The organism is Synechococcus sp. H60.3 (genome assembly GCF_047462295.1).
GTDB lineage: Bacteria > Cyanobacteriota > Cyanobacteriia > Thermostichales > Thermostichaceae > Thermostichus.
In genome coordinates, this window is the sequence record NZ_JANSIY010000038.1 from 9,341 (window position 1) to 22,017 (window position 12,677).

Annotated in this window: 12 protein-coding genes; 5 read left to right on the forward strand and 7 right to left on the reverse strand. The window is 59.4% G+C overall.

Translation table 11 applies throughout. From position 1 onward, the window contains the following. The 7 genes from rsfS to NW841_RS05955 all read right to left on the reverse strand — a co-directional run. A partial coding sequence (gene rsfS, locus NW841_RS05925; RefSeq protein WP_414385791.1) for a ribosome silencing factor occupies window positions 1-350 on the reverse strand: 350 nt, incomplete at its 3' end. Window positions 351-362: 12 nt separating this feature from the next. Beyond that, window positions 363-1,004, reverse strand: a complete 642-nt coding sequence (gene yqeK / locus NW841_RS05930) for a bis(5'-nucleosyl)-tetraphosphatase (symmetrical) YqeK (protein WP_414365653.1) — start codon at window positions 1,002-1,004, stop codon at window positions 363-365. Next, window positions 997-2,808, reverse strand: coding sequence for a translation elongation factor 4 (gene lepA, locus NW841_RS05935; RefSeq protein ID WP_414365654.1), 1,812 nt, complete (start codon window positions 2,806-2,808; stop codon window positions 997-999). The genes yqeK and lepA overlap by 8 nt, the downstream gene beginning before the upstream one ends. A 504-nt stretch (window positions 2,809-3,312) precedes the next feature. After that, window positions 3,313-3,837, reverse strand: coding sequence for an NYN domain-containing protein (locus NW841_RS05940; protein ID WP_414365655.1), 525 nt, complete (start codon window positions 3,835-3,837; stop codon window positions 3,313-3,315). Between the two features lie 148 nt (window positions 3,838-3,985). Continuing rightward, window positions 3,986-4,972, reverse strand: a complete 987-nt coding sequence (gene glyQ / locus NW841_RS05945; protein ID WP_414385793.1) for a glycine--tRNA ligase subunit alpha — start codon at window positions 4,970-4,972, stop codon at window positions 3,986-3,988. A 45-nt stretch (window positions 4,973-5,017) separates the two neighbouring features. Next, complete coding sequence (locus NW841_RS05950; protein ID WP_414372200.1) at window positions 5,018-5,785, reverse strand: peptidase; 768 nt, start codon at window positions 5,783-5,785, stop codon at window positions 5,018-5,020. Window positions 5,786-5,830: 45 nt separating this feature from the next. After that, entirely contained in the window at window positions 5,831-7,240 is a 1,410-nt protein-coding gene (locus tag NW841_RS05955; protein WP_414385795.1) for a DUF697 domain-containing protein, read from the reverse strand. A 189-nt stretch (window positions 7,241-7,429) separates the two neighbouring features. On the opposite strand from NW841_RS05955, the gene NW841_RS05960 reads away from it, so the two are divergent. From NW841_RS05960 to hisD, 5 genes are all read left to right on the forward strand, one after another. Next, window positions 7,430-7,714 (forward strand): DUF427 domain-containing protein, encoded by a 285-nt coding sequence (locus NW841_RS05960; RefSeq protein WP_414365659.1) that lies wholly within the window; start codon window positions 7,430-7,432, stop codon window positions 7,712-7,714. A 119-nt stretch (window positions 7,715-7,833) separates the two neighbouring features. Next, entirely contained in the window at window positions 7,834-8,352 is a 519-nt protein-coding gene (locus tag NW841_RS05965) for a TolB family protein (RefSeq protein ID WP_414365660.1), read from the forward strand. A gap of 44 nt (window positions 8,353-8,396) precedes the next feature. Beyond that, the gene (locus tag NW841_RS05970; RefSeq protein ID WP_414385797.1) at window positions 8,397-9,581 is read left to right on the forward strand and encodes an LL-diaminopimelate aminotransferase; all 1,185 of its coding nucleotides are present in this window, start codon (window positions 8,397-8,399) and stop codon (window positions 9,579-9,581) included. Between the two features lie 646 nt (window positions 9,582-10,227). After that, window positions 10,228-11,016 carry a hypothetical protein gene (locus NW841_RS05975; protein ID WP_414378199.1) on the forward strand — a complete coding sequence of 263 codons (789 nt, stop codon included), beginning with the start codon at window positions 10,228-10,230 and terminating at the stop codon, window positions 11,014-11,016. Window positions 11,017-11,256: 240 nt separating this feature from the next. Beyond that, entirely contained in the window at window positions 11,257-12,570 is a 1,314-nt protein-coding gene (gene hisD / locus NW841_RS05980; protein ID WP_414334957.1) for a histidinol dehydrogenase, read from the forward strand. The last annotated feature ends 107 nt before the right edge of the window (window positions 12,571-12,677 follow it).

A 12,677-nucleotide genomic window follows, 5' to 3' on the forward strand; every position in this document is an offset into this window, starting at 1 on the left:
ACTCGCTGGGCCTGGATCCAGAAAGATTCTAGGTCGTAGTAGTCTCTTTCCTCCTGCATGAGCACATGGACAATGAGATCGGCATAGTCGATCAGTATCCAGGAGCCTGACTCTTGACCTTCGATGCGGCGCGGACTCTGTTGCCACTCCTCCCAAACCTTTTCCTCAATTGCTCGGGCAATGGCCCGTACTTGCGTAAGCGAGTAGCCACTGATCAAAAGGAAGTAATCCGCCAACGTGGAAATTTGGGATACATCCAGCAAGATAATGTCGCCGCCTTTTTTTTCTTCCGCTGCGCGAGCTGCGGTCAACGCCATGCGATAGATGGGATCCCTGGCACGGGCAGGCATGGGCTGTAGCAACTAAAACCCTCCTGAAACGACTGAGTTGCTTTGGGACATAACCTTCTCTACATCCTTTCTATCTAAAGGATGCAGCAGAAAATGATTCCGAGTCATGAGGGTGCGCGGATGAACCACTTGATTCCGATCTAGCAAAAATTTTAGGCTCAAGTCACAGACTCCCACCACGGTTTTAGACAAATCTACAAAAGCCATCTGCCGCAACCGCTCCAATTCTGGGCTGCTGCCCCGATTCGGCTCCAGAGCATCGGCTACAAAAACCACACAGCTCAATGGATCCATGCCGGGGCGTCCCAGGGTGTGGTTGGCAATGGCCGCCAAGATCTCTGCATCCTGCACCTGAAATCGCTCCCGTGCCAGCAGGGATCCCACCTCGGCGTGGAGAATGTGGGGTTCGGCCCGCTCAATTTCGTCCAGCTCCCGTTCCTGAGCCACCCTTTGCAACAGTTGCTCCGGGGGGAAGGACTTGGCCAAGTCGTGCATCAGCCCTGCCCAAGCAGCTTTTTGCTCATCCAGCCCATAATGGATCGCCAGTTGCCGGGCCATCGCCTCTACCCCCAAAATGTGGCGAAGGCGAGGGGGAGGCACCTGCTCCTGGAGCCAGGCCAACACCTCTTCCCGTCGTAAGACTGGGCTAGTCATTTTGCAACTTCAGCACTGCCATAAACGCCTCTTGGGGCACCTCCACGGTTCCCACCGCCTTCATGCGCTTTTTCCCCTCCTTTTGCTTTTCCAAAAGTTTCCGCTTGCGGGTCACATCCCCCCCGTAGCACTTGGCCAGGACATTTTTGCGCAGGGCAGGAATGGTTTCGCGGGCTATCACCCGAGAGCCAATCGCTGCCTGAATGGGCACCTCAAATTGGTGGCGTGGGATCAGCTCGCGCAGCTTGGCTACTAGAGACCGGCCCACATAAAAAGCTTTGTCCCGATGCACGATTGTGGACAGAGAATCCACCACGTCCCCGTTGATTAGGATGTCCAAACGCACCAGATCGTCGGCGCGGTAACCCACCATTTGGTAATCCATACTGGCGTAGCCGCGGGTGCGAGATTTCAACTGGTCGAAGAAGTCGGTGACCACCTCCGCCAAAGGCAATTCGTACACCAACGTCGTGCGGCCCTGAGCCAGGTACCTCATATCCTTAAAGGTGCCGCGCTTGGTCTCGCACAGCTCCATCACCGTACCAACAAACTCCTCCGGCAGGATTACCTCCACCCGAACAATAGGCTCCTCGATGCTGACGCGCTCGTTAGGAGGAGGCAGCTTGCTGGGGTTATCTACGCGGATGACCGAGCCATCATTGAGGGTAACCTGGTATACCACTGTCGGAGCGGTAATCACCAAATCCAGGTTGTATTCCCGCTCCAGGCGCTCCTGCACCACCTCCATGTGCAACAGGCCCAGGAAACCACAGCGGAAGCCAAAGCCCATGGCAGGGGAAACTTCCGGCTCAAAGTAGAGGGCAGCATCGTTGAGCTTCAGTTTTTCCAGAGCTTCTTTGAGTTCGGCGTATTGATCGGAGTTGCTGGGGAAGAGGCCGCAGAAGACCATCGGCTTGGCTTCTTTGTAGCCCGGCAGAGGTTCAGAGGCCCTGCGATGGACAAGCGTGATAGTATCCCCAACACGGGCGTGCTCGACACTTTTGATGGCGGCGGCAATGTAGCCCACTTCCCCCGCATGGAGAGACTCAACCGGCTCTTGATGGGGGCGCATCACCCCTAGCTCGGTAATTTCGTACTCCCGACCGGAGGCCATGAAGCAGATCTTATCCCCCGTTTTCACCTCCCCATCCATGATGCGCACATAGACAATCACGCCGCGATAGGAGTCGTAGTAGCTATCGAAAATCAAAGCCCGCAAGGGATCCGCCACCGTATCCTGCGGCGGGGGCACCCGCTGCACGATTGCCTCTAAGATCTCTTGGATGCCGATGCCCATTTTGGCAGAAGCCAGGATCGCCCCGCTGCAATCGAGGCCGATCACCTGTTCAATTTCGGCGATGACCCGCTCCGGCTCCGCCCCCGGCAGGTCAATTTTGTTGATGACCGGAATGATTTCCAGGTTGTTCTCCAGGGCCAGATAGACGTTGGCCAGGGTCTGCGCTTCCACACCTTGAGAGGCATCCACCACCAGCAGCGCCCCTTCGCAGGCTGCTAGGGAGCGGGAGACTTCGTAGGTAAAGTCCACGTGCCCCGGCGTATCGATGAGGTTGAGGACATAGTCCTGGCCGTCTTGGGCGCGGTAGTTCATGCGGGCCGCCTGCAGCTTGATGGTGATGCCCCGCTCCCGCTCCAGTTCCATGCTGTCTAGAAGCTGCGGCTTCATCTCGCGGGCTGAAACGGTGCCGGTTTCTTGCAGGAGCCGGTCGGCCAGGGTGGATTTGCCGTGGTCGATGTGGGCGATGATGGAAAAGTTGCGAATGCGGGAGACGGGAACGTCGGTCATAAGAACCTGTCAGGGCAAAGATTTTTTACAATGCTAGCCTCTTTGGCTCTCTGCCCAGGTCAAGGTTGTCCAGAAGTTAACCGGCAAGGAGGAAGATAGAGTCGTTTCAAACCAGATTAAGACACTTTGCCGCCGACCCGCCTTCACCCTCGGCCCCTCTCCCATCCCTCACCCCCGGCCCCTCTCCCAGAGGGAGAGGGGAGTTAGAGCGACAGCATTGCGTAGTAATAACGAGGTGGAGAAGTGTTTCATTGCTATTTGATAATGACTATAACAACCCTTCTGACGGTTGCCAGAGCAACTTAAAGCGGCTGGGACAGCTTTTCCCGGCAACGCCGACTATGGTCGATGTAACGGATGGGGCGCTCGCGTGGCAGCAATCTTACTCAGCAGATTTTCCCTCAAGGCGGAGAAACCAGAAGGAACTCAGATGAGTTGTGGCAACTCCGCCAGGGAGCTGTGGGGCCGGCTCGACAGCAGAGGGATCGGCCCAGAATCTCGGCCTTACTTGTCTAGCTTCTCGATGTAGGGGCGAATGTCGTTGAGGTCGATGTAGCGATCGGTGGCGTTGCGCAGCTCGCGGGCAATCATTCCTTCGGTGGAGACGACGGTAATCAAGGTGTTTTTGGAGCGCAACAGCTCGACGGCCCGCTCAAAATCGCCATCGCCGCTAAACAAGATGATCCTGTCGTATTGCCCAACCGTGTTGAACATATCGATAACGATCTCGATATCCAGGTTGGCCTTCTGGAAGTAGCGGCCGGAGTCTTCGTCTCGATATTCTTTGAGGATCTTGGTGCGCACCGTGAAACCCAAGCTGATCAGAGCATCTCGAAAGGCCCTTTGATCGTTGGGATCCTTGATGCCGGTGTACCAAAATGCGTTGACTAGCTCGACGTTGGGCTGGGATCTAACAAAATAATCCAAGACTCGGCGCGGGTCGAAAAACCAGCCATTTTTTTGTTGGGCATAAAACATATTGTTCCCATCAATAAAGATGGAAACCCGCGTGACGGGATGGCGAAACATAAAGATTTTTCCGGGAATATAAGGTGGACTGGTCAGGAAAAGAGGGTGAAAACGAGAGTGTCGATTATCCTAAGGTAAGGGCGGCCATGGTAGGCCAGCGCCTGCTGATGCCAATCCCTCATCATAGCGAAAACAGGGATCTTTTTCCCTAGCCATTAGACCGGGTGCCTTTGGAGATCAGAGTGGGTTCCGGCTGCCCTAGGGCATAGCTGGAGCCGGGGCGATCGGCTTGGCTGACGTACAGCTCTGCCAATTGTCGGGCCAGGTTGCGGATGCGCCCAATGTAGAGGGTGCGCTCGGCCACGGCAATGACGCCGCGGGCATCGAGCAGGTTGAAGGTATGGGAGCACTTGAGCACATAGTCGTAGGCGGGCAGGAGTAGCGACACCGCCAGCCGATCGGGAAGCACCTGTTTCTGCAGCTTCTGCTGCGTGGTTTCAATCAAGCGCTTGGCTTCAGCTTCGTAGAGGCGGAACAGCTCCAGCAGCATCTCGGGATCCGAATACTCGAAGTTGTAGTAGGACTGCTCCACCTCATTTTGGAAATAGATTTGCCCATAGGTAATCCGGCCCAGGGAAGGGTGCTCACTCCAGCAGAGATCGAAAACCGAATCCACCCCCTGCAGGTACATGGCCAGGCGCTCCAGTCCATAGGTAATCTCTACAGAAACCGGGTGGCAATCCTGCCCGCCCACCTGTTGAAAGTAGGTGAACTGGGTTACCTCCATGCCGTCCAGCCACACTTCCCAGCCCACCCCCCAGGCACCCAGGGTAGGGGATTCCCAGTCGTCTTCCACAAAGCGAATGTCATGCTCTGCCGGATTGATGCCCAAAGCCCGCAGGCTGTCTAGGTACACCTCTTGGATGTCGTCGGGGGAAGGCTTGATCAGAACCTGGTACTGAAAGTAGTGCTGCAGGCGGTTGGGATTTTGGCCGTAGCGCCCGTCGGTGGGGCGACGACAAGGTTCGACATAGGCCACCCGCCAGGGATCCGGCCCCAGGGCACGCAAAAACGTGTGGGGGCTCATGGTGCCGGCGCCTTTTTCCAGGTCGTAGGGCTGCAGGATGAGGCAGCCTTGTTCCCCCCAAAACTGCTGCAGGCGAAAGATCAAGTCCTGAAAGGTGTGGGCTGACATGACAAGGGCTGGGCAAAGCTACCCTATCCTACCAATCTCCCCCGCTCAGTCGATCAGCTCTTCTTCTCGATCGGCTGAATCTGAGTAGTCCCACTCGATGGGGGGCATTTGGTCGAAGGCCTGTTTGAGGGCGCTCTCCCAGAGCTTGCGCATCTTGGCCAGGTAGGGATCCCCGGTGCGCAGGCGCAGGCGATGGGTAACTTTGAACTGATTGGCCGGCACCATCACCAGGTCGATGGGGGGGCCGACAGAGATGTTGGACTTCATGGTGGAGTCGATGGAGAGGAGGGCACATTTGGCTGCATCCTCCAGGGGGGTTTCGTAGGAGAGGGTGCGATCCAAGATGGGCTTGCCGTATTTGGTTTCCCCCACCTGCAAAAAAGGCGTTTCTGGGGTGGCCTGGATGCAGTTGCCCTGGCTGTAGATCAAGAAGAGGGCCGGCTCCTCACCGCGGATCTGTCCTCCCAACAGGAAGCTGCACTGGGCGTCGATGCCGTCTTTTTCCAGCCAGGGTCGGTCTTGCTCTTGGATGTGGCGGATTTTGGATCCCAGGTAGCGGGCCACGTCGTAGAGATGGGGCAGGGTGTGGAGATTGGGGCTTTCCTGCTGGCGCAGATCCCGCTGCACTTCCGTTAAAACGCTCTGGGTAATGGACAGGTTGCCGGAGGTGCAAATTAAGATTACCCGTTCTTCGGGCAGGGAAAAGTCGAACAGCTTTTGGTAGGTGGAGACGTAATCGACGCCGGCGTTGGTGCGGGAATCTGCCGCCATCACCAAGCCAAAACGGGTGAGGATGCCAAGACAGTAGGTCATGGGAACGATTGGCTCGGCCTTCTGATTGTAGAGGGTTGTAGAGGGTCAGGAGAGAGCGAATCCAATTTTGTGGCGGATTTCCTCCCGCAGGCGGGCGGTGATCGAGGCTTCGTCCAAATCGGCCAAAATCTGGGCTATGGCGGCTTTGGGCCCCTCCGGCCCCCAACTGGCTCCCTGGGCCAGGTAGCGACGGGCCGCCTCCCCGATGGCGTAGCAGGAAAATCCGGCCAACACCGCTTGCGTCAGGGCCACCGACCCGTAGGCCCCTAGGGAGAATCCCCCCAGCAGGGTTTTCAGGGATCCCAGCCCCAACAGCGCCACCCATTCTCCCGCCCCCAGGCTGAGCATGCTGAGGACGATCTTCTGCAGCAGTTGGGCGGCTCCCGCAGTGCTCATGGGCCAGCCATACAGGCGGGACAAGCGCAGGATGAGAGCAATATCCAGGGCCAGTCCTCCCAAGGTGTCGAGCAGGGTAACGGGGTTGAGGGCAACAGCCAGCGCCTTGGTGCGGGCAGCAGCGGCGATGAGCTCTTGGGCCTGCTGGGCACGGCTTTGCAGCTTGCGCTCAATCACCTGCTGGTTGACGCGATCGGCAAACAGGAGAGCATTGAGGGCCAGCAGGGAACGCCCCTCCCGATGCAAGACTTCCAAGATTTTCAGGCGCAGAGCATCCACTTGGGGGGGGCCGATCTCCATCTCCACGCCAAAGCTGCCATCTGGCCTCTGCACCAGGCGCGGCACCCGCGGCGAGGCCGCCACCATGACAATCTCGTTGGGAGAAAGAAGCTGCCGCACCCGCTCGTTGCGGATCTTGTCGTAGATGGCCTGGCGATCCGCCTCTGGGTACTGGTCGATTTTGTTGAACACCAGCAGCATGGGCTTGCCCGCCTCCCGCAGCGTCGCTAGGGCCTCAAACTCCACCCGCGTCAGATCCCCGCAGACAACAAACAGGATCAGATCCGACCGCTGCGCCACCTCTTGGGCCAGCCGCGCCCGCTCCTCGCCGTCCACCTCATCGAGGCCGGGAGTGTCGATCAGCTCCAGACGGGATCCCTGCCAGTGGCTGACCTGAACCGACTGCACCGAGGCCGGCAGCAGGCGGGATCCCTGCAGGGCTGCTGCAGCCAAGGGGGGTTGGGGACGGGTTTCCCAACTGATGTTCCAAACGGCAGCTCGATGGGTACGGGTGACGCCATGGGTTGGCCCCGTCTCGAACACCGGCTCGCCCAACAGGGCATTGAGCAGGGAGGACTTGCCCCGCCCCACCAGGCCAAAGGCGGCGATGTGGATGACCTCGGTTTCTAGCTTGTCCAAGAGCGCTTGCAAGTTCTCCAGCTCCCTCTCTAGGCCCACGATCTCTTGGGGGCGCAGATCCAGTTGGGCCACCCACTGGCGCAGGCTGCGCTTGGCTTGCTGGTAGTTGAGGTCATCTTCTAGGGTGTTGCGGCGAGCCATGGCCGTAGCGCTCAATAGCAGTGGAGAACAGCCCAGCGGGGGCGGGTGTCAACCCTCAACGACAACGATCGACGACAGGCAGAAAAGCTAATCTCAAAGAAAGGCAGTTGGCCTTGCCGAGATCTGCAACTTCAAAAATAACGTTAAAACTAACGTTGAGAACCGAGAGTTCGCGACAGGAGGTTTTTCATGCCCAGGGCCATCTGGAACGGGGTGGTGGTGGCGGAGACCGACCGCTACGAAACCGTGGAAGGCAACATCTATTTTCCGCCGGAATCTTTGCGGCGGGAATACTTTCAGCCCAGCTCCACCCACACCACCTGCCCCTGGAAAGGACAAGCCAGCTACTACACCCTCGTGGTCAACGGCCAGGAGAACAAAGATGCCGCCTGGTACTACCCGGATCCCAAGCCGGCGGCGGCCAACATCCGCGGCTACGTGGCCTTCTGGAAGGGCGTCAAGGTAGAACCCTAGCCGAGCCGAGTTGCCAACTGAGTATGATGGAGAAAAGTTGGAGGGGCAAGGCGATGCTGACCGATGGCCAGATCCCAGGCAGCCCAACCCGCTGGGCAAGCAGGTTGTGTTGGGCCGGATTGAGCCTCCTGTTGCTAGGTTGTGGCCCAGCAGGATTTCGCACGCCGCGCCCCACGCTCACCGGCAGCGGCCTCAACAGCATTTTCCCTGATGGGGAGCCTGCTTTCAGTGGCGATGGTCGCTACCTGGTGTTTTCCTCTGCCCGCAGCGGCAGCCAGGACATTTTTCTCTACGACACGGTGGAACAGCGGCTGGTGGACTTGCCCGGTCTGAATTCCAGCGATGTGGCCGCCACCTCGCCGGATATCAGCGCCGACGGTCGCTACATCGTCTATGTCTCCAATGCGCTGGGCAAGTCGGAGATTTTTCTCTACGACCGGCAAACCCGCCGCGTTGAGAATATCAGCAGCCGGGTGCCGGGGGATGTGCGCAACCCCACCATCAGTGGCGATGGCCGCTTTATCGCCTTTGAGAGCAACGGTCGTGGCCAGTGGCACATCGAGATTTTCGACCGCGGCCCGGCGGCGGCCACGCAGCCCTCTTTACCCGCCTCTTCCAACGCTGGCGATAACCCCTAGAGGGATCCCCCAGCTAGGATAGACTCCCCACCAAGAGCTGTTGCATGGTTCTTTCTCTGGCCCAGCGACTTCACCCTCTCCGCTCCAATGTCTTCGACCAAGTGGATCAGGCGAAGTGGGAGGCACGCCGCTCCGGCTTGGATGTCATCGACCTGTCTCTGGGATCCTCAGACCTGCCCCCGCCTCCCGAAGCTCTAGCAGCCATTCAATCGGCTTTGTCGGATCCCACCACCTACGGCTACACCCTATTTCACGACACGGCTGATTTCCGCGCCGCCTGTGCCAAGTGGTACCTGAGGAAGTTCGGCCTGGAGATCGACCCGGAAACGGAGGTGCTGCCGCTGATCGGATCCCAGCAGGGAACGGCCCTTCTACCGCTGGCCCTGCTCAATCCCGGGGATATTGCTTTGGTTACCGACCCCGGCTACCCCTCCCATGTGGGCGGGATCCATCTGGCGGGGGGGATCCCGTACTACCTGCCTCTACGGGTGGAAAACCGCTTCCTGCCCCAGTGGGACGAGATCCCGGCGGAGGTCTGTCGCCAGGCACGCCTCTTGGTGCTGAGCTATCCCCACAACCCCACCACCGCCACCGTCACCCCGGAGTTTTGGCAGGAAGCGCTGCAATTTTGTCGGCAGCACGACATCATCCTGGCCCATGACTTTCCCTATGTGGACTGGCGTTTCGACGGCCAGGTGGCTCCCTCGGCGCTGCAGGCGGATCCGGACAAGACCCGCACCATCGAGTTCTTTTCCCTCTCTAAGTCCTATCACATGGGGGGGTTCCGGGTGGCCTATGCCATCGGCAGCCGCGAGCTGATCCGAGCTTTGCGCCTGGTGAAGTCCACCATTGACTTCCACCCCTACCAGGGCATTCTGCGGGGGGCGGCGGCGGCCTTGGCGGCTCCCGATAGCTTTTTGGATCACTGGCGGCAGGTGTACCGCGAGCGGCGGGATATCGCCGTGGCGGCTCTGCACCGCATCGGCTGGCCCGTGCCCCTGCCGGAGGCCACCATGTACCTGTGGGCGCCTTTGCCGGAGTCCTACCGTGGTTCCTCGGCCCAGTTTTGTCTAGACTTGGTACGGGCCACAGGCGTTGCCCTGTCGCCAGGCTCTGGCTTTGGCCCCAGTGGCGAAGGCTATGTCCGCTTTGCCCTGGTGGCGGAGGGATCCCGGCTGGAGGAGGCGATAGGACGGATTGGGGAGTTTTTGTCCCAGTGCATTGCTTAGCCCTCACCCCCGGCCCCTTTCCCAGAAGGAGGGGGGAGTTAGAGCGGTGTGTTCGCGACAACGTTGCATAGCAACAACAAGGTAACGAACCGTCTCATTAATGACTGCAAAATAACAGCCGCAGTTTCCTTGCCGCAGCTTTTTCGAGTTTCATCAGGTTTTTTTTGCAGACGAGAGGGATCCCTGTTACGCAAAGGGTAATTGCAGCGGCTGCAGTCGGTGTTGCTGGAAAGCTCTGTACTGGGCAAGGATTGGCAAAGACTGTAGTCATGGGCTGTAGCCAACCAGCCTCGGCTAATCTGAGCCACCGTAGGAGTTTTGACACTCCCCCGGCTGAAGTTGGGGAAGGCTTACGCAGTCCACAGTTGGACTCGTAAAGGCGCTGTCAAGACGCCCCTAGACAGTTCCTAGAGACAAAGCCTCAAGGTTCCGCTTGCTTACTGGCTTTCGGTACTGTCCGGGTTTTTCACCGGGGTAGGTGCTGACTTAAGATTACAACATCATAATAACATTGGCGAGCATAACAACATTGGCGAGCATTGGCGAGCGACTCCAGTCGCTCGAAGGCTTTTCCGCCCCGCACTAAAGTAAAGTACGGGGCTACCGACCCACTCTGCTGTGTTGGCCGAGTTGGCTCCTGAGGGGCATGGAGAAGGAAACACTCGAGAGTTTTTTGTCCATCCGGGGGGTGATGGGGGTGGCGCTCCTGAGTCGGACAGGCCGCCCTTTTTTCTACCGCTCTTTTCAGAACTTGGACAGCCGGCAGCAGCAGGCCCTTGCCGAAGGGCTGTTTCAGGTTTTGCAGACCATGCCCCCAGGCCTTGACTACTTTGACTTTCAGTTCGCCGAGCAACGAGTCTTTGTCTACCCCTTAGGGCCGGAGTGGGTGTTGCTGGTGGCGGTCAATGACGAGCTGGTGATGCCGGTCTACACCTTGGCCGTCAACCGCCTGCGAGCCGAGCTGCAACAGGATACGCCGAAGGGCCTGGCCACCTTTCGCCTGTTGACCAGCCAGGCGGAGGCCGTCCGGAACCCTACCCAACCCAGCTCCACCCTAGCAGAAGGCAAGCCCACACCAAGGGAGGAGGCGACCCAGCCGGCAGCGACAGGCAGCCGCATGCAGATGGATGTCTTTGTGCAATCTCTCAATCGCCTCTGCCAGATCACAAGCGGCTATTTGGGCAAGGCAGTGATCGTCAACTATTGGAAGGCAGCGCGGCAGGAAGTGGTGGAACGCCAGGGATCCTCAGCCGAGTGGCTCAACCAGTTCGAGATCGAGCGCAGCGGCCAAATCCACTACCGGGGCACCCTCAAGGAGCTGGACGAATCTCAACAAAAGGTGCTGCGGGACTGGGTACTGGCTTTTTTCCGCCGCTGCGAAGAGGTGATCCACGACTTTCGCAATTTAATCAAATCGGCTGAATTGCGCTGGTAAAAGCAGAGGAAGCTGCTTTTCAAACAGCGTCCTCAAAGCGCCATGGCCGGTTCTTGGCCGCGGAAAATCCAGGCTAAGCTATGACCATAGCAGATCACCCCAGGTGCAGACGGGATCCCTGACCGAGGATGGCTCCTCTGGCCACCCCGAACCGGTGGAGTGAGGATCTGCTTTGCTACCGCGATGCCACCGGATCCCTCGCTACCATCTGCTTACGGCACGCTAGGCGAAGGAGTTGCCATGCTGAGAATCGTCACCCAGCTAACCGAGGCTGAAGCCGAGCTTAGACGGATCTCGGAGCGCACTCAGGCTGACCAGAACCTGCACCGTGAGGCCACTGTGCGGGAGATCCTGCAAGCAGTGCGCCGTCAGGGGGATCGCGCTCTACTGGCCTACACGGCTGAGTTTGACCAGGTGGAGTTAAGCGTGGCGGAGCTGAAGGTCTCGGGGGCGGAGCTGGAGGCGGCCTACCAGGCGGTATCGCCGCAACTGCTATCGGCCCTGCGCCTGGCCAAACAGCGCATTGAAGCCTTTCACCGGCAGCGGGTGCCCAGCAGTTGGGTGAGCTTTCCCGGCCCTGAGATCGTCTTGGGCAAGCAGTACCGCCCCGTGGACCGCGCCGGCCTCTACATTCCAGGAGGGCGGGCCGCCTATCCCAGCACCGTGTTGATGAACGCCATTCCGGCCAAGGTGGCGGGGGTGCCCGAGATTGTCATGGTGACCCCACCGGGATCGGACGGGCTGGGGGGCAAGGGGATCAGCCCGGCTATTTTGGTGGCCGCCCAAGAAGTGGGCATCCACACCATCTATCGCGTCGGCGGGGCCCAGGCCATTGCGGCGCTGGCCTATGGCACCGAGACCATCCCCAAGGTGGATGTAATCACCGGCCCCGGCAACATTTACGTGACTTTGGCCAAAAAGCTGGTATACGGCACGGTGGGGATCGACTCGCTGGCAGGGCCTTCCGAGGTGTTGATCATCGCCGACGAGAGCGCCAATCCCCTCTATGTTGCCGCCGATCTTCTGGCCCAGGCCGAGCATGATCCCCTGGCGGCGGCCGTTCTCCTCACCCCCGATCTCCAGTTGGCCCAACAGGTGCAGCAGGCGGTGGCGGCCCAACTGGAGACCCACCCCAATCGCCTGATGGTGGAAAAGGCGGTGGCCAACTACGGGCTCATCGCCGTAGTGCCGGATCTGGCGACAGCAGTCAACTTGTCCAACCAGTTCGCGCCGGAGCACCTGGAGCTGCAGGTGGCGGATCCCTGGGCCCTGCTGGATCCCATTCGCCATGCGGGGGCAATCTTCCTGGGGCACTACACTCCAGAGGCGGTGGGAGACTACCTGGCCGGGCCCAACCACACCTTGCCCACAGCGGGGGCGGCTCGCTACGCCTCAGCTCTAGGGGTAGAGACCTTCCTGAAGTACTCCAGCCTGATCCAATACGGCTCGGCAGCTTTGCAGGAGGTGGCTGGCGCGATCCAAGCTCTGGCACAAGCGGAGGGGCTGCCCGCCCATGGCCGCTCGGTGCAACTGCGCTTGGCCGAGGGGAGCTAGAGAGTTTGGCCTGGCCGCAGGTTGGGTGACGATGGCAGCTTCTGTCTGGCGAAAGGGGCGGTGGTGGAGAGGGGCTCTGTCTGCGGCCATGGGATCCCTGCTGTTGG

Coding starts and splice junctions, on each gene's coding strand:
- yqeK (WP_414365653.1), bottom strand. CDS start 1,004: ATGACTAGCCCAGTCTTACGACGGGAAGAGGTGTTGGCCTGGCTCCAG.
- lepA (WP_414365654.1), bottom strand. CDS start 2,808: ATGACCGACGTTCCCGTCTCCCGCATTCGCAACTTTTCCATCATCGCC.
- NW841_RS05940 (WP_414365655.1), bottom strand. CDS start 3,837: ATGTTTCGCCATCCCGTCACGCGGGTTTCCATCTTTATTGATGGGAAC.
- glyQ (WP_414385793.1), bottom strand. CDS start 4,972: ATGTCAGCCCACACCTTTCAGGACTTGATCTTTCGCCTGCAGCAGTTT.
- NW841_RS05950 (WP_414372200.1), bottom strand. CDS start 5,785: ATGACCTACTGTCTTGGCATCCTCACCCGTTTTGGCTTGGTGATGGCG.
- NW841_RS05955 (WP_414385795.1), bottom strand. CDS start 7,240: ATGGCTCGCCGCAACACCCTAGAAGATGACCTCAACTACCAGCAAGCC.
- NW841_RS05960 (WP_414365659.1), top strand. CDS start 7,430: ATGCCCAGGGCCATCTGGAACGGGGTGGTGGTGGCGGAGACCGACCGC.
- NW841_RS05970 (WP_414385797.1), top strand. CDS start 8,397: ATGGTTCTTTCTCTGGCCCAGCGACTTCACCCTCTCCGCTCCAATGTC.
- NW841_RS05975 (WP_414378199.1), top strand. CDS start 10,228: ATGGAGAAGGAAACACTCGAGAGTTTTTTGTCCATCCGGGGGGTGATG.
- hisD (WP_414334957.1), top strand. CDS start 11,257: ATGCTGAGAATCGTCACCCAGCTAACCGAGGCTGAAGCCGAGCTTAGA.